Annotated in this window: 19 protein-coding genes and 1 pseudogene; 13 read left to right on the top strand and 7 right to left on the bottom strand. The window is 70.4% G+C overall.

Annotation, left to right across the window (positions count from 1 at the left end; all coding sequences use genetic code 11):
• Nucleotides 1–52: 52 nt before the first annotated feature.
• The gene (locus HNR02_RS28010) at nt 53–1018 is read left to right on the top strand and encodes an NADP-dependent oxidoreductase (protein ID WP_179776555.1); all 966 of its coding nucleotides are present in this window, start codon (nt 53–55) and stop codon (nt 1016–1018) included.
• 347 nt (nt 1019–1365) lie between these two features.
• Here the strand turns inward: HNR02_RS28010 and HNR02_RS28005 are convergent, their stop codons facing one another.
• A complete protein-coding gene (locus tag HNR02_RS28005; RefSeq protein WP_218914300.1) occupies nt 1366–1719 on the bottom strand; it encodes a MarR family winged helix-turn-helix transcriptional regulator in 354 nt (117 codons plus the stop codon).
• Here HNR02_RS28005 and HNR02_RS36890 point away from each other — a divergent pair.
• The 3 genes and pseudogenes from HNR02_RS36890 to HNR02_RS27995 form a co-directional block, all read left to right on the top strand.
• Nucleotides 1659–2042, top strand: a pseudogene (locus HNR02_RS36890) (NmrA family NAD(P)-binding protein); the annotation flags it as partial. The gene HNR02_RS28005 and the pseudogene HNR02_RS36890 sit on opposite strands and share 61 nt — an antisense overlap.
• Before the next feature lie 73 nt (nt 2043–2115).
• Nucleotides 2116–2916, top strand: coding sequence for an NAD-dependent epimerase/dehydratase family protein (locus HNR02_RS28000; RefSeq protein WP_218914299.1), 801 nt, complete (start codon nt 2116–2118; stop codon nt 2914–2916).
• 146 nt (nt 2917–3062) lie between these two features.
• Complete coding sequence (locus HNR02_RS27995) at nt 3063–3347, top strand: hypothetical protein (protein WP_179776554.1); 285 nt, start codon at nt 3063–3065, stop codon at nt 3345–3347.
• Between the two features lie 247 nt (nt 3348–3594).
• Here the strand turns inward: HNR02_RS27995 and HNR02_RS27990 are convergent, their stop codons facing one another.
• Genes HNR02_RS27990 through HNR02_RS27965 form a run of 6 tightly spaced genes read right to left on the bottom strand, consistent with a single transcriptional unit; the run spans nt 3595 to nt 9898 of the window.
• Nucleotides 3595–4560 carry a LysR family transcriptional regulator gene (locus HNR02_RS27990; protein WP_179776553.1) on the bottom strand — a complete coding sequence of 322 codons (966 nt, stop codon included), beginning with the start codon at nt 4558–4560 and terminating at the stop codon, nt 3595–3597.
• A gap of 48 nt (nt 4561–4608) precedes the next feature.
• The gene (locus HNR02_RS27985) at nt 4609–5106 is read right to left on the bottom strand and encodes a 2,4'-dihydroxyacetophenone dioxygenase family protein (RefSeq protein ID WP_179776552.1); all 498 of its coding nucleotides are present in this window, start codon (nt 5104–5106) and stop codon (nt 4609–4611) included.
• A 15-nt stretch (nt 5107–5121) separates the two neighbouring features.
• Nucleotides 5122–5856, bottom strand: a complete 735-nt coding sequence (locus HNR02_RS27980; protein WP_218914298.1) for an SDR family NAD(P)-dependent oxidoreductase — start codon at nt 5854–5856, stop codon at nt 5122–5124.
• Nucleotides 5857–5885: 29 nt separating this feature from the next.
• Nucleotides 5886–7094, bottom strand: coding sequence for a mandelate racemase/muconate lactonizing enzyme family protein (locus HNR02_RS27975; RefSeq protein ID WP_179776550.1), 1209 nt, complete (start codon nt 7092–7094; stop codon nt 5886–5888).
• 9 nt (nt 7095–7103) lie between these two features.
• Nucleotides 7104–8825: an IlvD/Edd family dehydratase gene (locus tag HNR02_RS27970; RefSeq protein ID WP_179776549.1), complete on the bottom strand. Its 1722-nt coding sequence runs from the start codon at nt 8823–8825 to the stop codon at nt 7104–7106.
• Nucleotides 8826–8848: 23 nt separating this feature from the next.
• Nucleotides 8849–9898, bottom strand: a complete 1050-nt coding sequence (locus HNR02_RS27965; RefSeq protein WP_179776548.1) for an alcohol dehydrogenase catalytic domain-containing protein — start codon at nt 9896–9898, stop codon at nt 8849–8851.
• Nucleotides 9899–10083: 185 nt separating this feature from the next.
• On the opposite strand from HNR02_RS27965, the gene HNR02_RS27960 reads away from it, so the two are divergent.
• The 9 genes from HNR02_RS27960 to HNR02_RS27920 all read left to right on the top strand — a co-directional run bounded on the left by HNR02_RS27960 (nt 10084) and on the right by HNR02_RS27920 (nt 18924).
• Nucleotides 10084–11418: an ABC transporter substrate-binding protein gene (locus tag HNR02_RS27960; RefSeq protein ID WP_179776547.1), complete on the top strand. Its 1335-nt coding sequence runs from the start codon at nt 10084–10086 to the stop codon at nt 11416–11418.
• Nucleotides 11419–11449: 31 nt separating this feature from the next.
• A complete protein-coding gene (locus HNR02_RS27955) occupies nt 11450–12385 on the top strand; it encodes a carbohydrate ABC transporter permease (RefSeq protein WP_179776546.1) in 936 nt (311 codons plus the stop codon).
• A gap of 2 nt (nt 12386–12387) precedes the next feature.
• Nucleotides 12388–13260 (top strand): carbohydrate ABC transporter permease, encoded by an 873-nt coding sequence (locus HNR02_RS27950; protein WP_179776545.1) that lies wholly within the window; start codon nt 12388–12390, stop codon nt 13258–13260.
• Nucleotides 13261–13281: 21 nt separating this feature from the next.
• Entirely contained in the window at nt 13282–14088 is an 807-nt protein-coding gene (locus HNR02_RS36610) for a VOC family protein (RefSeq protein ID WP_179776544.1), read from the top strand.
• Nucleotides 14088–15035, top strand: a complete 948-nt coding sequence (locus tag HNR02_RS27940) for an aldo/keto reductase (protein ID WP_179776543.1) — start codon at nt 14088–14090, stop codon at nt 15033–15035. The genes HNR02_RS36610 and HNR02_RS27940 overlap by 1 nt, the downstream gene beginning before the upstream one ends.
• Before the next feature lie 14 nt (nt 15036–15049).
• Entirely contained in the window at nt 15050–16435 is a 1386-nt protein-coding gene (locus HNR02_RS27935) for a GH1 family beta-glucosidase (RefSeq protein ID WP_179776542.1), read from the top strand.
• 526 nt (nt 16436–16961) lie between these two features.
• A complete protein-coding gene (locus HNR02_RS27930; RefSeq protein WP_179776541.1) occupies nt 16962–17801 on the top strand; it encodes a hypothetical protein in 840 nt (279 codons plus the stop codon).
• Nucleotides 17802–17813: 12 nt separating this feature from the next.
• The gene (locus tag HNR02_RS27925; protein WP_179776540.1) at nt 17814–18329 is read left to right on the top strand and encodes a hypothetical protein; all 516 of its coding nucleotides are present in this window, start codon (nt 17814–17816) and stop codon (nt 18327–18329) included.
• A gap of 19 nt (nt 18330–18348) precedes the next feature.
• A complete protein-coding gene (locus HNR02_RS27920) occupies nt 18349–18924 on the top strand; it encodes a hypothetical protein (RefSeq protein WP_179776539.1) in 576 nt (191 codons plus the stop codon).
• Nucleotides 18925–19860 lie beyond the last annotated feature (936 nt).

Below are 19860 nucleotides of genomic sequence, written 5' to 3'. Positions count from 1 at the left end.
TACCGTGGCGGCAGTTAACCTGACCAATCGGTCCGCTTATTGGAGGAACCCCGTGAAAGCCCTTGTCGCGACCGCGTACGGCGAGCCCGAGCAGCTTTCGATCGCCGACCTCGAGGTACCCCGCCCCGGCCGGGGGCAGATCCAGGTGAAGATCGCCGCGTCCGCGATCAACCCCACCGACATCAGAGTGGTCGCGGGCGACTACCGCGAGGCCGTCGAGCTGGAGTTCCCCTACGTGCCCGGCAACGAGTTCGCCGGGACTGTCACCGAAGTCGGGGCCGGGGTGACGGCCTACCGGGTGGGCGATGAGATCTTCGGGCAGGCACTGCCCCGGCAGCTGCGCCTCCTGCCCGCCCGCCGTCCGTCGGCGAGCACGGGCGCGCTGGCCGAGTACGCGGTGTTCGAAGCCGACACCCCACTGCTGGCGCACCGCCCGGCCACCGTCCCCGTCGAGCAGGCCGCCGCGCTGCCGATCGCGGGCATGACCGCGCTGGGAGTGATGACCCTCGCCGCGATCCGGCCAGGGGAAACCGCCCTCGTCATCGGTGCCAGCGGCGGGGTGGGCACCGCACTGCTTCCGCTCCTGGCCGCCGCCGGGGCCCGGGTCGTCGCGACCGGCGCCGCCACCGATCACCCGGTCCTGCGGGAACTCGGAGCCGACGAGGTCGTCGGGTACGACGCGGCGAACTACCCCGCTGGGGTCGACGCCGTCTTCGACCTGGTGCTGCCGCACGACCGCCTGTTCGCGGCGGCGGCCGCGCTGCGCCCCGGCGGACGGCTGGTGACGATCATCTACCCCGAACCGGCGAAGGAACTCCTCGGCCGGGACGACGTCGACTTGCGTTACTTCCTGGACGCGGACGGCGAACTCGGCGGGATGCGCGAGGTCGCCGAGGCGGCGGATCGCGGCGCGCTGTCGGTCCGGATCGCCCGCCGCTTCCGGTTCGAGGACGTCGTGCAAGCCACTGTGGCCTACGTCCGCGAGCACAACCTGGGGAAGGTCGTCGTGACGATGTGAATCGGGTGGGTGGATGGGGGCGAACACCCGGATGCGCACCGGTTTCGGGGCTGCTGCCCCGCGCGGCACCGCCGGATCGCGGTCCGCGGCGCTGGGGGAGCGGCTCGCCCTGGAAGCGCGGGTGCCGGTGGAGCGTCGGAGGCCGTCCGCACGAGGCGACAACGTCAGGGGAGTGTGTTCAGCCCCTTGGCCTGCTCGGTCTTCTGGCCGGGCCCGCGTTCGAGCCGCCCTCTCTTGGCGAGACCCCTTGATGGGGGTCGGCCGCGGGTGCACCCACCTTCGGTTCGTTCAACTCCGCGCGTGACTGCACTCGTCGTCGGGCGCCGGAGTGCCCGGGCTCGGCCCGGTCAGCTCGGCGGGTTGCGCATCTTCGTCAGCAGCGTGAGCAGGGTGTCCTGTTCTCGCACGTCGAGACCGGCGAACAGCCCGGAGGCGTGCAGCCGCTTCCGGAGCGCCTCCCACAGTTCGTGCCCGTGTTCGGTGAGGACCAGGGTGCGCTTACGGCCGTCGGCGGGATGGGGCTGACGGGCGACGATCCCCATGGCCTGGAGTTTGTCGGCGGCGAGGCTCACTGTGGACGGGTCGCAGCGCAGGCGGGCCGCCATGTCCCGCATCGTCGGCGGCTCGGTGCCCGGGGCCAGTGCCCACAGCGTGCCCGCGACGGAGGCCGGGACCCCGAACTCGCCGAGCACCTGGGCCACGACCGCGTCCGCGGCGTTGCCGACCTCGACGAGAACACGGACGATCTCGGCCTTCCGCTCGACGCGCGGGCGGGACAGTGCTCGTCACAGGCGGAACCGGCTACCTGGCCGGCTGGGTGATCGCGGGCCTGTTCCACCGCGGCTATCGGGTGCGCACGACCGTGCGCAGCCTCGACAAAGCGCGGCAGGTGCGCGACGCGGCGGATGGGGCCATCGAGTTCGTGGCCGCTGATCTTCTCGGCGACGATGGCTGGGAGGAGGCGGTCGCGGGCGTCGACTACGTGCTGCACACCGCCTCGCCGACGCCTTTCAGCTCGGGCGCGGAGCACATCGGCACCGCGCGGGAGGGCACCCGCCGCGTCCTGGGTGCCGCAGCCCGCGCGCGTCAGACGTGTCGTGCTCACCGCGTCCGGTGTCGCGGCCGACACCCTCGACTCGGACACGCCCGCGACCGAGGCGACCTGGACCGAGGCGACCTGGACCGAGCCGTCCGGCACCCCGGTCCGCGCCTATCCCGATTCCAAGATCCTCGCCGAGCGCGACGCGTGGGAGCTCGCCGACGCGACCGGGCTCGACCTGACCGCCGTCCTCCCCACGTTCATGCAGGGCCCGATGCTGGGCACCCCGGACAGGTCGGGAACGTTCGAGGTCATCCGCCGCGTGATCGAGGGCGGGATCCCCGCGCTGCCGAACATCGGGTGGAACGTCGTCGACGTGCGCGACATCGCCGAACTGCACATCCTCGCCATGACCAGTCCGGCCGCCGCGGGCCAGCGCTTCCTCGGTTCGGGCAGCTTCCTGTGGTACCGGCAGATCGCTCGTCTCCTGCGGGAACAGCTGCCGGACGAAGCCGCGAAGGTGCCCGTGCGCACCATGCCGGACGTCGTCGTCAAGCTGCTCGCCCGGCGTAACCCACAGATGGCGATGCTGCGTCCCGAACTCGGCCGCACCAGGCTGGTCGACAGCAGCAAGGCACGTACCCAGCTGGGCTGGCGTCCCCGCCCCGTCGAACAGACCATCCTCGACACCGCCACCGCGCTCACCGCCGGATCAGGAGGCGGCGGACAGCGTGCATTCCGTTGGATGCACCACGTTTCCGTTCCCGGTTCACCAATGACCGGCCGGACGTCCCCTGTCCCGCACCGGATTCCGGGATGCCGGGCAAGCCTTCGCCCGTCTGCACGGCAGTCGCGGTGACGATCGCGTCGCGGCGTCAGGCACGCCACTTCCGCCACGGTCTCTAGACGATCGTCCCTGTCACGTCCAGGTCGTGCTCGTGGCCGAGTACGGCATCGAGGAGACCGGGGAAGCGCTTTTCCACGTCTTTGCTCAAGGCCGAACTGGTGGAGAGTTCCTCGAGCTGGCACAGCCTTTTCCGGGACCTGGCGCCGAACATCTCCGTACCGGTCCACCTGCGCGTGGGCGAGCTCGACGAACTCTGGATCGCCGACGACGAGCAGTTCGCCGAGTTCGCCGCCGCCCTCACCTCGTCCCCGACGGTCGACGCCGCGTTCTTCCCCGCGGCCGGGCATGCGATCGACTACCACCGCGTCGGTGCCGCGTTCCAGACCGGGCAACTCGCCTTCGCCCTCCACTGCGCGGCACGACGACTCACCATGAACCACTGACCGCGTGGACTGTCCGGCGTGGCGAGAGGGGCCAGGTTGTGTTCACCCCTTGCCGCGGCACGTGTGGCGGACGATCGCCGAGGCACGGACGTCGATCGCGCGGCGGCGCGGGAGACTCCGGGGGAGCCCTTCGCCGGTCCGCTGGGCCGGAAAGCGCCGGAGACGCACCCAGATCCACTCCCTCCCGGAGCCACCATTCCGGTGACCGGGGCTACGGAGGTGATCGGGCCGCGGGCCGCGCAGGGGCTCAGCCGGTGCTGGGGCCGCGCCGGTTGGTGAGCGTGAACCGGGGCGGTGGAAGCGCGGTGACCACCGACTCAACCGCGTGCAACGCGCGGGAGGCGGGCTGATCGCCGCGGCACCACAGCGCGACCAGCCGCTCGGACTGGGTGGCACCGGCGATGGGCGACAGCACGACGCCGTCGGTGTTGGCGGTCGTCATGGCGAGCGAGTTGGTGACGCCGACGCCCAAGCCGTGCCGCACCAGCGAGATCAGCGTCTGCGGCTGATTGGTCTGGAACGCGATCCTGGGATTGAGGCCGGCGTTGGCGAAGGCCAGGTTGGTCTCGAACTGGCGGCCCGCCCCGTCGCTGCTGTCGCCGATCGTGACGAGCTGCTGATCGCCGAGCTGTTCCAGCCGGACGGCGCCACGACCGGCCAGCGGGTGCGCGCGGTTGAGCACCGCCACCAGCGGCTCGCGCCACAGTTGGGTGTGCACCAGCCGGTCGTCACTCACGGGCGGCAGCACGGGCCGCACCGCGAGGTCGATCTCGCCACGGCTCAGCCGCTCGCTCAGCGCGAGCGTCTCGCCCTCCCACAGCACCAGCTGCACCCCCGGGTACTGCTTGCGCAGAGCCAGCATCGCCAGCGGCAGCAGGTAGGCCGCGACACTCGGGTACATGCCGAGTCGCACCACGCCGTGCACCCGCTCGCCCGTACCGGTGGCGACCTCGGCGAGCAGGTCCAGGTGTTCCAGGAGCGCGGTGGCGTGCGGCAGCAGCGCCCGGCCCTCGGGGGAGAGCCGGGGCGGCTGCGTGGTGCGGTCGAACAGTTTCGTTCCGATGAGCTGTTCCAGCTCGGCCACGTGGGTGCTGATCCGGCTCTGCGACCGGTAGAGGTGCTTGGCAGCGGCCGAGAACCCGCCGTACTCGGCCACCGCGACGAAGCTGGCCAGCCACTCCAGACGGTATCCGGAGACGAATCGCGGCGGCATCGCGTCCCTCCCGTCCTCGGTCCGTGGCCGGGAAAGTGTACCTCCGGCTCAGCGGATGAACTCGCGCACGAAGTCGGCGCCCAGCCCGTTGCCCTCGTAGTGGTCGCGGCACATCTGGATCTTGGTGAACACGTCCTCGTACCCGGTCTGGCGGTTGTCCGCGTCCACGTAGACCATCGCGCCGGTGATGTTGAAGAACGTGATCATTTCCGTGCAGTCCTCCGGCACGGCGAGAGTGTGGATCTCGCCCGGCGGCTCGTACACGAAGTGGCCCTGCTCGGCGATCCACGGGTGCTCGTGGTAATGCCACCGTCCCTTCACGACGTAGCCGAACACCGCGCCAGGGTGACGGTGCCGGGACACGATGCCCGATGCGGTGACGCGCAGCAGGTTGCACCACTGGCCGGTGACGGTGTTGAACAGCAATGGGCGGAACCACACGTTCGGTGCCTGTGGCACCCACACCCGGTCGTCCTCCGGCATCGCGGCGATGGCGATCTCCGGCGGCAGGTCCAGGGTCGCGGTAATGGAAGGTGCTTCGGTCATGACTGTCCTTTCTGCTCAGGCGGCGAGGTATCCGCCATCCACCGGCAGCACGGCGCCGGTGATGAACGTGGCGTCCGGGCCGGCGAGGAACGTCACCGCTCCGGCCACTTCGGACGGTGTGCCCCAGCGGCCCATCGGGGTGCGGTCGAGGATCCTCCGGTCGCGGTCGGGGTCGGCGCGCAGGTCGGCGGTGAGGCCGGTGGTGATCCAGCCGGGGGCGACCGCGTTGACCCGGACGCCGTCGGGTGCCCAGGCCACCGCGAGCGACCGCGTGAGCGAGACGACGCCGCCCTTGCTGGCGCTGTAGGCGGGCACGAGCGGTCCGCCGGTGAAGCTCAGCATCGACGCGACGTTCACGACGCACCCGCCCGCGCGCGTCAGCGCGCCGTGCGCGGCGACGCAGCTGCGCATGCTGCCCACGAGGTTGACGTCCAGAACGGCCCCGAAGACCGGCAGGTCGTACTCCTCGCCCCGGCGGATCACCCCGGCTGCGTTGACGAGCACGGCCAGCTGGTCGAACCGCTCGAAGAACCGGGTCACGTCCTCCGGCGAGGTGACGTCGAGTTCGACGACCTCGGCCGTGTCGGCGAGGCCGGCCGGCACGGCCGCGGTGTCGAGCCCGCCGAGCGTCACCCGCGCGCCGAGTTCGGCGAAGCGGGCGCCGACAGCGGCGCCGATCCCGCTGGTGCCACCGATCACGGCGACACGGCGTCCACTGAGCCCGTGCCGCGACTCCGGTGCGGCTGCCATCATGGTTTCCCCCAAGGAGGACGGAATGGTCACTGGTCGGCCTGGTCCCAGGAGAAGAAGTCCTCCTCCGCGGGGCGCAGGTGGGGCCGGGCCGCCTGCGGGTCGATCGTCACGCCGAGTCCCGGCGCGTCGCCGACCTCGACGAACCCGTCGCGAACGATCGGATCGGGCAGCCCGTGGACGATCTCGTACCACCAGTCCGGGCGCGCGACCGGATATTCGAACGCGATGAAGTTGTCCGGCAGCGTGGCGCACACCTGCACCAGCGCGGCCAGGCCCAGCACGCCGTCGAGCACTCCGTGCGGGGCGATGCCGATGCCGTGCAGGTCCGCGTACTCGGCCACCCACTTCAGCTCCGCCAGGCCGCCCACATCGCAGGGGTCGGGGCCGATCACCCGCACGGCGTTCGTCTCGATCAGCTCGCGAAAGTTGTGGCGCAGGTAGATCTGCTCGCCGGTGTGCGTGGGGGTGCTGGTCGACCTGGTGACCTCACGGAACTGGTCCGCGTGCACCCACGGCACGTAGTCCCCGGTGAGCAGGTCCTCCATCCACATCACCTGATGGGGCTCGAGCGCCCGCCCGACCCGGATCGCGTCCGCGACCGTCCACCCCGGGCCCATGTCCAGCGCCAGCCCGACCTCGTCGCCGAGCACCTCCTTCATGGCCGCGACGGTGTCCACGACGTGGTTGAGCCCGCGTTCGGTGAGGGTGCCGCGGTTGGGGTGCCGTGGCCCGGTGCGCAGGTCGCCGTAGAAGAAGTCCGGCACGTTGGGCGCCATGAAGCCGTGGAAGCCCACGCCTTCCTTGATGATGGTGAAGCCTTCCGGTGCGGCCTTCATCTCCCGCATCGCCGCGGCGTAGTCCTCCGGTGTGTGCCCGCGCAGTTCGGGGCGCACGCCGCCGTTGTAGACCCGCACCCGGTCACGGACCTTGCCGCCGAGCAGCTTGTGCACCGGCAAGCCGCTGACCTTGCCGAGCAGGTCCCACAGCGCGATCTCGATCGCGCTCACCGCGCTGCCCCACGGCTTGAACCCGGCGAACCGGCGGATCTTGAGCATGCACCGTTCGATGTCCGTGGGGTCCTCACCGAGCAGGAACGGCCGGTACATCTCCACGACCGGGCCGAGGTAGGGCTTGGCGGACTCGATCTCGCCGAAGCCGTCGACGCCCTCGTCGGTCACGACGCGCACGATCGGGCTGTCGCCCAGCACCGCGCACTTGAGATTGGTGATCTGCACGGGATGTCCTCAGTGCGAGTGCCGCGGGGTGCCGTGCCCGCTGCTGCCGGTCAGGAAGTCCAGGTCCGCGCCGCGGTCGGCCTGCAGGACGTGCTCGACGTAGAGCCGTTGCCAGCCGCGCTCACCGGGACGTTCGGGCGGCTGCCACGCGGCACGCCTGCGTTCCAGCTCCTCGGGGGCCACGAGCAGGTCGAGTTTGCGCCCGGCCACGCTGAGTTCGATCTCGTCCCCGGTGCGCACCAGGGCCAGCGGACCGCCGGCGGCGGACTCGGGTGCCACGTGCAGCACGCACGTGCCATAGCCGGTGCCGCTCATGCGGGCATCGGAAACGCGCACCATGTCCTCGACGCCCGCTTCCAGCAGAACCCTCGGCATCGGCACGTTGCCGACCTCCGGGAAGCCGGGGTAACCGCGCGGGCCGGCATTGCGGATCACCAGCACGGTCGACGGGTCCACCGGCAGGTCCGGGTCGTCGCACACCGCCGTGTAGTCCTCGACGCGGTCGAAGACCAGTGCCCGCCCGCGGTGTTCGAGCAGCCCGGGTGAGGCGGCCGACACCTTGAGCACCGCGCCGTCCGGGCACAGGCTGCCCCGCAGCACCGCGGTGCCGGCGCCGGCCTCCTGGACCGGCTCGTCGACCGTCCGGATCACCTCCCGGTTCCAGCACTGAACGCCGTCGAGGACGTCCTTCCAGGTCGCGCCGGTGACCGTCATCTGGCCGAGGTCGAGGTGGTCCGCCAGCTCGCCGAGCACCACGGGCAGTCCGCCGGCGTAGTAGAAGTCCTCCATCAGGAACCGGCCCGAGGGCATGAGGTCCACCAGCACCGGGATGTCGCGGGTGAGCCGTTCGAAGTCGTCCAGGGTGAGTGCCACGCCGACGCGGCCGGCCAGTGCGAGCAGGTGCACGACGGCGTTGGTGGATCCGCCGAGCGCGGCGTTGACCATGACCGCGTTCTCGAACGCCGCGCGGGTCAGCATCCGCGATGGCCGCAGGTCCTCCTCGACCAGCTCGACGGCACGGCGGCCGGCCGCCTGGGCGAGTGCGTACCGGCGCGAGTCGACCGCCGGGATCGCCGCCGATCCCGGCAGCTGCATGCCCAACGCCTCGGCGAGGCAGGCCATGGTCGAGGCCGTGCCCATTGTCATGCAGTGCCCGCGACTGCGGGACATGCAGCCTTCGGCCTCGGTGAGGTCGGCCGCGCTGAGCTTGCCCGCCCGATGTTCCTCGTGCAAGCGCCACACGTCGGTGCCGGAACCGATGTCACGGCCACGGAACTTGCCGTTGAGCATCGGCCCGCCGGTGACCATGATCGCCGGGAGGTCCACGCTCGCGGCGCCCATCAGCTGCGCCGGCGTCGTTTTGTCGCAGCCCGACAGCAGAACCACCCCGTCCAGCGGGTTGGCGCGGATGGTCTCTTCGACCTCCATCGCCATCAGATTGCGGAACAGCATGGTCGTCGGCCGCATCAGCGGTTCGCCGAGCGACATGGTCGGGAACTCCAGCGGCAGGCCACCCGCCTCCCACACGCCGCGTTTGACCGCTTCGGCGACATCGCGCAGATGGGCGTTGCACGGGGTCAGCTCGGACCAGCTGTTCGCGATCCCGATCACCGGCCGCCCGTCGAAGACCTCCGGGCCGAAGCCCTGGTTGCGCATCCAGGACCGGTGGATGAAGCCGTTGCGGCCTTCGGCGCCGAACCAGTCCGCGCTGCGCCGGTCTGATGTGGACATTCAGTGTTCCTTTCGGGGAGTGGTCAGTCCCGTGCGCCGACGCGGACGAGAACCTTGGCGTGGCGGCCCCGGTCCGGGCCGGCGAGAACGTCCAGCCCGCCGGACACGGCGTCGGCGAGCGGGACGCGGCCGGTGATCAGCCGCGCGGCCTCGCCGGGATGCGCGGCGAGGAAGTCCACGGCGGGCCGCAGATCGGGCTCGACGAGATGCGACATGCTGCCCACCAGCCGCAGTTCGCGCAACACGATCGCGGCCGCGTCGACCCGGGCAGGAGCGGCAGGTAGCCCGGCGAGCACGAGCAAGCCGCCCGGTTCGCCCAGCCCGACCGCGAGGCTGAGGCCCCCCTCCGCACCCGAGCACTCGAACACCAGGGGCCAGCTGCCGTGGTCGTCCTCGGGTTTCCCAGCGGCGAACCCGAGTTCGCGGGCGTGCGCCAGACGCAGTCCGGCTACGTCGACCAGGCGCACCTCGGTGCCCTCGGCCCGCAGCAGCAGCGCGGTCGCCAGCCCGATGGCACCGGCGCCCACCACCACCGCACGTGGCCCGCGCGCCGCAGCTGCCTGCCGCACCATGTGCACGGCCACGGCGAACGGCTCAGCCAGTGCCGCGACCTCGGAGGGCACGTGCGATGGCACCGGCACGGCCATCGCGGCGGGCACGGTGACGAACCCGGCGAGCCCGCCGTCGGCGGACATACCCAGGTGGCCGAGCGCGGTGCACAGGTGCACCTCCCCGCGACCGCATGGCGCACACCGCTCACACGGCAGCAACGCGTTGAGCACGACCAGGTCACCGTGGCGCAACCCGGATACCCGCGGGCCGATGGCGTCGACCCAGCCGGAAATTTCGTGTCCCAGAGTGATCGGCGCGCTCTGCTTCGTGGTCGGGTGTGGCTGCACCGGAACCTGGAACGGGCCGTGCAGGTACTCGTGCACGTCCGAACCGCACAGACCGCACCAGGCGACGTGGACGCGGATCTCGCCCGGCCCTGGCGACGAGGCCCGCGGTACGGTTTCGTACCGCACATCACCGCGTCCGTGCCAGCGCACCGCGGACATCGTCGTCTGGTTCACCGCAAGACCTCCTCGCCCCGGGGACGCCTCACGCTAACCACGGCGAAGGCGGCCGGCCCAGACCCCGCGGACAACCCGGATAGCCCCGATCCGTTCCGGAAATGCGCCGTTGACCACATCCCCCGATCGCGTTCACGCTGACCGCCATCCCCGAACCGCCGGGTTCGCGATCACAGGAGATCCAGATGTCTTCCAGGTCAACGGAGACCACCCCGTCGCGCCGGCCACGCGCGTTCGGCCGCCGCGAACTGATGAAGAAAGGGCTGACCGGCGCGGCGGCCCTCGGCGCCCTGTCGATGGCGGGCGCGTGCGACAGCATGTACACCTCCGGCTCGAACGGCCGGGCCAAGATCCGCGTGTGGACGTGGTACACGCAGCAGCGTGACGAATGGCCGCGGCTCGTCGACGAGTTCCAGCAGGCCCACCCGACCATCGAGGTGGAGAACCGGCTCTTCGGCAACACCAACGCCTACCTGCCCGCCCTGCAGGCCGCGGTCTCGGCCGGCGACCCGCCGGACGTCTTCGGGCCGCACGTGCTGGCGGTCACCTACGGGCAGGCCGGCATCTCCGCCGATCTGCGCAAGGAACTGGGGGCGGACTTCCTCGCCGACTTCGTGCAGTCCACCAACGACGCCTACTCCGACGGCGACAAGCAGTACGCGGTCGGCTGGATGGCGCAGATGTTCGGGATCTTCTACGACCCCGAGGTGTTCCGCCGCGCGTCGGTCGACGTCCCGGAGACCTGGGACGATCTGATCGAGGCGGTGCGGCGCATCCGGACGGCGACGCGGCTCGAAGGCTGCGTGGTGCGCAACATCCCGGGCACGGCGGGGCTGGACTTCCTGCTCCCGCTGGTCACCCAGATCACCGGTGACCCGAAGCTGATGATCGACATCGACCACCAGCGGGGCGGGGCGAAATGGACCCACCCGGCGGTGGTGGAGGCGATGCGGCACGTGCGCGGGATGATCGAGGGGGGCACGATCAGCCCCGGCCCCAACGGTATCGCCCAGCCCCAGGACGAGCGGCTGCTCTACGCCGGGGAGGCCGCGATGCTGTACTCCGGATCCTGGATCCCGCAGGACTTCGCCCAGTCCGCACCGCCGGAATTCGTGCGGCGCTACCGGGTCATGAAAACCCCTGCCTGGGCGGCGGGGCAACGGCACTGGACGGCCAACCAGGCCGGTGCCGGGCTGGCGGTCAGCGATGTCAGCCGCAACAAGGAAGCGGCGCTGGAGTTCCTCCGGTTCATCTACCAGCGCGACCGCTACGCCCGCACCATGAACGACTCGCGCAGCATGCCCTCCACCAAGAGCGCGGGACAGCTCGTGCAGGACCCGGTCATGCGGGAGATGACGCAGTGGCTGCTCGACGGGGACGGTGCGCCGCACATCCTGTTCGGCAAGGGGTCCTCGGCCGCCGCGTCGAACGCGTTCGCGGGCGTCGTCGGCGGCCAGCTGTCACCGGAGTCCGCCGCGGAGACCATCCAGTCCCGTGTCGAAGCGGCGGCCCGCCGGTGAGGCGGCCCCGACAACCGGAAGGAGCCAGGTGATGGCGGTTCTGACCGCACCGGCCCAGCGTGAGCAGGCCCCGCCCGCCCGCCGCGGGCCCGCCGCGCGACGACGCACCGCGGGATACCTGTTCATCCTGCCGATCGTGGTGTTCTTCGCATTCTTCGTGGGCTACCCGCTGGTGCGCTCGCTCTACCTGAGCCTGACGCAGTGGTCGGGCTACGGCAGGCCGAAGTTCGTCGGGCTGCTCAACTTCAGCCAGCTCCTCGGCGATCCGGTGTTCTGGCAGGCCCTGCGCACGACGCTGATCTTCACGGCGTCGACGATGATCCTGCAGACTGCGTTGCCGATGCTGCTCGCGGTGTTCCTGCACCGCGGCTGGAAGGGCAGCGTGGTGTTCCGCACGCTGCTGTTCGTCCCCGCGGTCATCTCGCTGGTGGTGACCGGCGTGCTGTGGCAGCTGATGTACGACTCCAAGTTCGGCGCGCTCAACGGAGTCCTGCGCGCGTTCGGCCTCGGCGGGCTGGCGCACGACTGGCTCGCCGACCCGGTGACCGTGATACCAGCACTGATCCTGGTGTCGGTGTGGCAGACCCTCGGTCTGTATCTGGTGATTTTCCTGGCCGGGCTGCAGGGCATCGACCCGACGCTCTACGAGGCGGCCCGGATCGACGGTGCCGGGGGACGGCAGCAGTTCTTCCACATCACCGTGCCGATGCTGCGCAGGGTGACCTCGGTCGTGCTCGTGCTGAACATGATGAACGGGCTCAAGACGTTCGACCTGATCTTCGTGATGACCGGGGGCGGGCCCAACCACGGGTCCGAGGTGCTGGGCACCTACCTGTACGGCCTGGCCTTCGGCTCCGGCGCCGGAGCAACCCCCGCGCTGGGGTACGCCACGGCGATCAGCATGGTGGTGCTCGTGCTCTGCATGGTCGGCACCGTCGTCCAATTGCGACTGTCCAAGAGAGGGTGACGATGACCGCCGACACGAGCCTCGCGCCCCGCCTCGCGGTGTCCGCTCCGCGGCGGCTGCTCCGGCCTGGCCGGGTTTTGGGGTACCTGTTCCTGATCGCCCTGACCGCGGCGATGGTCTTCCCGCTGCTGTGGCTGGTCCTGACCTCGCTGCGGCCCGCCGACGACGTCTTCGGTGCGGGCCTGCTCCCGCGCGAGATCTCGTTCGACGCCTACGTGCGGGCGTGGACCCAGCTGGACTATCCCGGTCACTTCCTGAACAGCCTGGGGATCACCCTGCTGACCGTGCTGGGTGTGGTGGCGCTGGCGGCGCTGGGTGGCTACAGCTTCGCGAAGCTGGAGTTCCCGTTCAAGGAGCCGATCTACGTGGTCCTGCTGGTCACGCTGATGCTGCCGGCCACCGCGATCGTCGTCCCGCTGTTCCTGGAGCTGCGCTCGCTGGAGCTGCTCAACACACGGCAGGGCCTCATCCTGGTCTACATCGGCACCTCGCTGCCGTTCGCCATGTTCCTCATGCGGGCGTTCTTCGAAACGCTGCCCGACGAACTCATCCAGGCGGCACGGGTGGACGGTTGCGGCGAGTTCGCCATCTTCTGGCGCATCATGCTGCCGCTGGCACGACCGGGGATCGCCACGGTGGTGATCTTCCAGTTCATGCACACCTGGAACGAGTTCCTCTTCGCGCAGACCCTGCTGCAGACGCCCTCCCGGCACCCGCTGCAGCCGGTGCTCTACAGCCTGGTCGGCGAGTACTCGACCGACTGGACCATCCTCGCCGCGTCACTGGTGATGACGATCGTTCCGATCGTCGTGGTGTACGTGCGCATGCAACGACAGTTCGTCGCCGGGCTGACGCTCGGTGCCGTGAAGGACTGACACCTCAGGGAAAGGACCACTGTGACCGACCACTCCGGACTCCGGCACGTCGAGATCGGCTGCCGTGACCTGGCGGCTTCCGTCGAGTTCTACCGGGACCTGCTCGGGTTGCGGCCACTGCAGCGGGCGGGCGGACCGGACGAGCGCTGGCTGGACGCCGGCCCCGCGCTGCTGCGCCTGGTGCGCACCGACGGTGACGAGGGCGGCTGGCGCTATGACGACCTGCAACGCGGGTTCCGCCACATCGGGCTCAAGGTCGGCAGCGTCGACCGGCAGGCCGAGCGGATCGCCCGCGCCGGTGTCACGTTCACCGTGGAACCCAAGCAGGCCTACGGTGGTGTGCGGCTGTGCTTCTTCCAGGACCCGGACGGGACGGTGCTGGAGTTCGTCGAGGGGCACCTGGACTACGACCAGACGTGGTCACCGGAGCTGGCCGAACGGGAGCGCGCCGCGCACGCCGCCCGCCCGCCGGAAGCCGGCCCGAGCTTCGACCACGTCGCCGTCACGGTTGAGGACACCGAGACCACGATCGCGTTCTACCGGGAGGCGTTCGGCTACCCGGTGATCGGGCAGCTGCGCAACCCGCGGGACCGGCGCGGGTTCGAGATCACCTACCTGCAGGCGGGCCCCGCGGTGCTGGAGGTGTTCGCCTTCACCGGGGCGGACACCGAGCCGAGCCCGTGGCGGCCCGGCCGCCGGGTGCGCGGCATCAACCGGGTGGCCGTCGGGGGCGCGCCGGCCGAACGGGTCGCCGCCGCCGGCGGACACGTCCTGTCCGGTGACCTGGTGACCGACCGCGACCGGGTCGCGCTGGAGCTGGTGCCGTGATGAGCACACGGCTGGCGAAGCGGCCCCTGGGCCGGACCGGGCTGGAGGTGACTCCGGTGTGCGTGGGTGGCGGACCGCTGGGCAGCATGCCGCGCAACTTCGGCTACGACGTTCCCGCCGAGCAGGGCGTGCGCACGGTGCTGCGGGCGTTCGAGGGCCCGTTCACCTTCCTGGACACCTCCAACAACTATTCGGGCGGGGAGAGCGAACGCCGGATCGGGGAGGCGATCCGGCGCAACGGCGGCCTGCCCGACGGGTTCGTGCTGTCCACCAAGGTCGATCGCGCGGCGGACGGCACGTTCGACGGCGACCAGGTGCGCCGGTCGATCTCGGAAAGCCTGGACCGGCTGGGGCTGGACCGGGTCCCGCTGTTGTTCCTGCACGATCCCGAGCACATCCCGTTCGAGGACGGGGTCGCGCCGGGCGGGCCGGTCGAAGCGCTGGTGCGGCTACGGGGTGAGGGCGTCGCCGAGCACCTCGGGGTCGCCGGTGGTCCGGTCGGACTGCTGCGCCGGTACCTCGACACCGGCGCGTTCGAGGTGCTGCTCACGCACAACCGGTGGACGCTGATCGACCGGTCCGCGGACGACCTGATCGGGTACGCGCACGGGCGGGGCATCGGGGTGGTCAACGGCGCGCCGTTCGGGGGCGGGATCCTCGCCAAAGGCGCGGCGGCGCAGCCGAAGTACGCCTACCGGTCGGCCGACGAGAAGATCCTGGCGCTGGTGCGGCACATCGAGACGGCGTGTGCGGAGCACGGTGTCCCGCTGGCCGCGGCCGCGTTGCAGTTCTCGATGCGGGATCCGCGCGTCTCCTCGACCGTCGTGGGGATCTCACGGCCCGAGCGGGTCGCCGAAACCGCGGAGTACGCGACCTGGGACATCCCCGAGCAGTTGTGGGAAACACTCGACAACGCCGCGGCGCCCTCGTCGCTGTGGCAGTGGTGAAAGGACCTCGAAGCATGAGTCAGCCCGCCCGTTTCCCGGAAGGCTTTTTCTGGGGCACCGCGACCGCCAGTTACCAGATCGAGGGTGCGGCCACCGAGGACGGTCGTGGACCGTCGATCTGGGACACCTTCAGCCACACGCCGGGCCGGATCGCCGACGGCAGCAACGGTGACGTGGCCTGCGACCATTACCACCGCTACGCCGAAGATGTGAAGCTCATCGCCGATCTGGGCTCCACGCATTACCGGTTCTCGTTCGCGTGGCCGCGCCTGCAGCCGCGGGGTGAGGGACAGCTGCACCCCGCGGGCGTGGCCTTCTACGACCGGTTGATCGACAGCCTTCTCGACGCGGGTGTGCAGCCGTGGGTGACGCTATACCACTGGGACCTGCCGCAGGTGCTGGAGGATCGTGGGGGCTGGCCGGAGCGGGACACCGCCGACCGGTTCGCCGACTACGCGGTGCGGGTGCATGAGCGCTTCCGCGACCGAGTGCGGTTCTGGACCACCCTGAACGAGCCGTACTGCTCGGCGTTCATCGGATACGCCGAGGGCAGGCACGCGCCGGGCCGCACCGAGCCCGAGGCCGCGTTGCGGGCCGCCCACCATCTGATGCTGGGTCACGGCAAGGCCGTGCGGGCGATGCGTGAGCAGGGGCCCGACGGGCAGTTCGGCGTGACGCTCAACCTGTACCCGGTGGACGCCGCGACCGACGACCCGGCCGATCTGGACGCCGCCCGGCGGGTCGACGCGTTGCAGAACCGGATCTTCCTGGACCCGATCCTGCGGGGTCACTACCCGACGGACCTGCTGGACGACGTCTCCGTGGTCACCGACGCGTCCTACGTGCGTGACGGTGACGAGGCGACCATCGCCGCGCCGTTGGATGTGCTGGGGGTGAACTACTACACGCGGCACGTGGTGCGGGCGGGCAGCGGGCCGCGCGTCCCCGGCCCGGACGGCAAACCCTCGGCGTTCGTGGCCAGTGCCGACGTGGAGAAGGTGTCGCGGGGCCTGCCCACCACGGAGATGGGGTGGGAGATCGACCCGCGTGGCCTGCGGGACGTACTGGTGCGCCTGCACCAGGAGTACGACCCGATCCCGCTGTTCGTGACCGAGAACGGCATCGCCTGTGCCGACGCGCCCGGAGCGGACGGTGCGGTGGCCGACCCGGAGCGGGTGGCCTATCTGGACAGCCACTTCCGGGCCGCGCACAGCCTGATCGAACAGGGCGTCGACCTGCGTGGCTACTTCGTGTGGACACTGACCGACAACTTCGAGTGGGCGTGGGGCTTCAGCAGGCGGTTCGGCCTGATCTACGTCGACTACGAGACGCAGCAGCGCATCCCGAAAGACAGTGCACGCTACTTCGCCGAGGTGGCGCGCACCAACTCGCTTCCGTGAGGCGGCGGGCCCGGCCGGACACGGGGGAGCGGCACCGGCCGGGCCCGCCGGAGCGCCATGACATCGATGAACCTCCCAGACCCTGTGGGACCGGGTAGCCGTGCGCCATCAGGGACTCGAAACCCCGGACCCGCTGGGACGACGTGAAGACCATCAAGGTGATGGTGAAGGCCCCGAGTTCCGCCGCCGTCGTCACGAAGCGGGCTGCTGGCGTGGCGACGGCGCGGAGCGATCGACTGTTGAGACGATGAGACGTGCGGAACCGACGACGCAAGCTTGAAGGTAAGTGGCCGCTGCGGATGTTCTTCACCGGGTTTCCGGCGTTCGGAGAGGCCAAGGACGCGCGCCACCGGTATCTCGGGATACCGGACGCCCCGGCCGGTCGTTCGTGCGGCATCACGCGGAAGAAGATCAGCGGTCTCGATGGGAGTGCCTTCGAGCCCGACGGGGAAGTCGTCGCTGCCGGGCAGGGCCGGACGCGGTGACCGGGCCGACGGAGAAATGGGCGTGGCTCGACGAGGGGCCGGTGTTCACGACGCGCGGCGAGAAGGGCGGGAACGTCACCCGCGTGCCGCCAGGTGTCGCCCTGCAGCCGATGCGCGGCGGCTTCGTGCTCCTCGTCGCCGGCCTCGCCCTCGCCGCCGGTGCCGTGATCGCGGGTATCGGGCTCGTGTTCGTGAGCCTCGCGGAGGGCTTCGGCCCTGCGTCGTGGTGGTGGCTCGCCCTGGGGGTCCCGGCTACCGCTCTCACGATCTTCCTGCTCGCAGGCGTGTACGTCACCGGCACCGAGCTGATCATGCGCGAGAACCCGCGCAACCTGATCATCGCCGCCGCACTGCTTGGCGGGACAGTCCCGGGGCTCGGCGCCCTGTCGATCTGGTGGTTCTGGCGCGGCAGCGACATCGTGCTGCATCCGGAACTGATCGACTATCCGGGGTGGAACCGGGAACTGATCCAGCAGGGGCTGATCTGCGGTGCCGGATCGGCGGCCGCGGCGATCGGATGCCTGGTCCTCGCGCTCATTGCGGTGCGGGGAGCGCGACGTGCGAGGCGGGACGTGGCCCGCATCCTGCGCCTGCGCGCCACCGGCGGGCCCCGCCCGGGCATCATCATTGCGCTCCCGGACCCAGCCACCTGGAACCATGGCGGGGACGTGCCGATCCGCTATCAGGACGACAGCGGCGGGGAGCGCACCATCCGGGTGCGGCTCAACACCTACGCACACGAGATCCCCGTGCCCGGCACGCCCGTGATCGTGTTCACCGACGGCGACGATCTGCTCGTCGAGCTCGACTCGGACCATCCGGTCGAATATCATCCCGACAACCGCCCGTACGAGTCGGACACGAGCGGAGGCGGGTCGTGAGAGGGGGCGGTCATGACGGCGCGGAACAAGCCCACCGCGATCGTGCGGGAACGCGCGTCCGTCTCCGGCGCAGCCCTGCTCATCCTGCTCGCCCTCCTGTTCCTCGGCCTCTTCGCCCTGGCCATAGCCACCGATGCCGTACCGAATGACGAACAGGCGGTGGCCTTCGCCCCGGCGTTCTATGGCGTGACCGTGATGGTGGGACTGGTCGCCTCCTGCATCGGATTCACCATCTTCGAGTCGGTCCTGGAGCGCAGCGCCGACCCCTTACGGCATTGGATCCGCACGGGATGGGCGCTCATCGCGCCCGTGGTCGCCGCGTTCGTGGGCACGGGCCTGCTCATCAACCCGGCGGTCGCGCTCGGGATCGCCGCGACCAGTCTCGGGGTAGGCATTAGCTTGCTCTGGTCGGTCCCGCGCTCACGGCACGGAACCCGGGCCTTCCTGTCACTGCTGTGGACGTCACTTGCGCTCACACTCGCCGCAGCCGGGTGGGTGACGATCACCATTCACGACTCCCTTCGTTGACGGACGGAGACTCGACGGGATGGCCAACCCTGTCCGGAAGATCCACACGGGCGGCACGGTGACCGCCACCGTGCTGGTGCTGGTCTGCGGTGCGTTCGTGGGGTTCTGGCTGGCGTCCATCTACGACGTCTTCCGGGTCGGCGTTCTCGACAACGCGCTCGCGAACCGCCTCGGCTACACCGGGGAGATCACCAGCAGCACGGACGACCCCCTTCCGCACGGCCTCTCCCGCGGTGTGCTGGTCGTGCTCTACGTCGTGGGTTTCATCGGCGTGATCGTCGCCTTCGCGGCGACCACTGTCTCCCGGCGCAGGATCCGCGATCCGGAGGCGGTCGCATACGCGCTGGGATGCGGTCTCACCGGTGCCGCGGCGGGCTTCGCGTGGCTCGCCACCGGCTGGCCGGCTGTGAACGACGGCGAGGCTGGTGCCTTCGGGACGTTCGTCGGCTTCGGGGGCGTGTGGGTGCCGGTCATCCTCGCTGGCATCGCCGCACTCTGCCTGTTCGTGTGGTGGACGAATGCAGCCTCCGACGATCGAGCGCCTACCGATGCTGCCGGGAAACCGCTGAGCAGCGAGGGCGGGGCCGCGCACTGATGAACTTCGGGGAACCGGGCACGGGATCGCCTCGCTCGGGTTCCTCGGGACGACCGGCAACGAGCCTGCCCGGCGCACTCGCCGGGCAGGCGCTCCTCGCGGGCCGGGGACCCGGAACACGCGGCCCGATGCCGTCGATCTGGCATCCGAAAGCCAGAGAACCTGGCAAGGCTGTTCGACAGTGCCGCCGTCGCTACGCCACTCGACTTACGCTGAGCAGTCCACGGCGGTCGTCACCGCTACGGGCGCGTCGAGCCCGGTCGGGGTGCGGGCGAGTCACCGGTTGTCCGGCGAGGGTGCCGTCGAGCTCGCCCTGCACGGACATGCAGCCGCACCGCGAGCCGATCGAGCAGCCCGGCGACCTCGCAAAGCCGAGCACTGGTGAGCGTTCCCCCCAGCGCGGCTTGTACCAGTGCGCGGTCGAGGACGTGGGCGGCCTGCGGCTTCACGGCATGATGACAACGAGGGCGAGTCGACGACGGGGAGCCGGCCAATGGCCAGGCCGCGCTTGGCGACGATGTCGTCGACTGGAGAGGCGAGGAAGTCACCGGGCAGGTCTGCGACAGTGACACCGGCGCCCAGATCCACGGCGTGCACATACACCTCGCGCGAACCCATCGAGGGGATCTCGGCAGCCGGGACGGCGTGGCTCCGGGCGGTGACCATCCCGTGGTTCCACTGCCGGGCGCACACGTGCCACCCCGGCATCCTGCGCACCGCGGGACGAATACGAACTTGACTGCGACTTCGACAAGACTTGAACCCGATGTCAAATCGAAGTAGCCTCGGTTCACCGTGCAGGATGGTCGCGGGACGTGACCGGAGGAGGTCGGTGTGCCGGGACGGGGCGTGTGTTCGAAGCTTCGCGTCGTGGATCTCAGGCAAGGTGGTCGCGCGATCGCCATAACCGAACGCGGCGCGGGCGTCGATGACGTC

Origin of the sequence: Amycolatopsis endophytica (assembly GCF_013410405.1) — a bacterium.
Lineage (GTDB): Bacteria > Actinomycetota > Actinomycetes > Mycobacteriales > Pseudonocardiaceae > Amycolatopsis_E > Amycolatopsis_E endophytica.
Note: the sequence above shows the minus strand (reverse complement) of the source record. Positions and strands in the feature narration are given on the sequence as shown.

What these genes read in the sequence shown, in the direction of transcription:
- HNR02_RS27990 (WP_179776553.1), bottom strand. Translation starts at nt 4,560, where the DNA reads ATGCCGCCGCGATTCGTCTCCGGATACCGTCTGGAGTGGCTGGCCAGC.
- HNR02_RS27985 (WP_179776552.1), bottom strand. Translation starts at nt 5,106, where the DNA reads ATGACCGAAGCACCTTCCATTACCGCGACCCTGGACCTGCCGCCGGAG.
- HNR02_RS27980 (WP_218914298.1), bottom strand. Translation starts at nt 5,856, where the DNA reads ATGGCAGCCGCACCGGAGTCGCGGCACGGGCTCAGTGGACGCCGTGTC.
- HNR02_RS27970 (WP_179776549.1), bottom strand. Translation starts at nt 8,825, where the DNA reads ATGTCCACATCAGACCGGCGCAGCGCGGACTGGTTCGGCGCCGAAGGC.
- HNR02_RS27960 (WP_179776547.1), top strand. Translation starts at nt 10,084, where the DNA reads ATGTCTTCCAGGTCAACGGAGACCACCCCGTCGCGCCGGCCACGCGCG.
- HNR02_RS27955 (WP_179776546.1), top strand. Translation starts at nt 11,450, where the DNA reads ATGGCGGTTCTGACCGCACCGGCCCAGCGTGAGCAGGCCCCGCCCGCC.
- HNR02_RS27950 (WP_179776545.1), top strand. Translation starts at nt 12,388, where the DNA reads ATGACCGCCGACACGAGCCTCGCGCCCCGCCTCGCGGTGTCCGCTCCG.
- HNR02_RS27940 (WP_179776543.1), top strand. Translation starts at nt 14,088, where the DNA reads ATGAGCACACGGCTGGCGAAGCGGCCCCTGGGCCGGACCGGGCTGGAG.
- HNR02_RS27935 (WP_179776542.1), top strand. Translation starts at nt 15,050, where the DNA reads ATGAGTCAGCCCGCCCGTTTCCCGGAAGGCTTTTTCTGGGGCACCGCG.
- HNR02_RS27925 (WP_179776540.1), top strand. Translation starts at nt 17,814, where the DNA reads ATGACGGCGCGGAACAAGCCCACCGCGATCGTGCGGGAACGCGCGTCC.
- HNR02_RS27920 (WP_179776539.1), top strand. Translation starts at nt 18,349, where the DNA reads ATGGCCAACCCTGTCCGGAAGATCCACACGGGCGGCACGGTGACCGCC.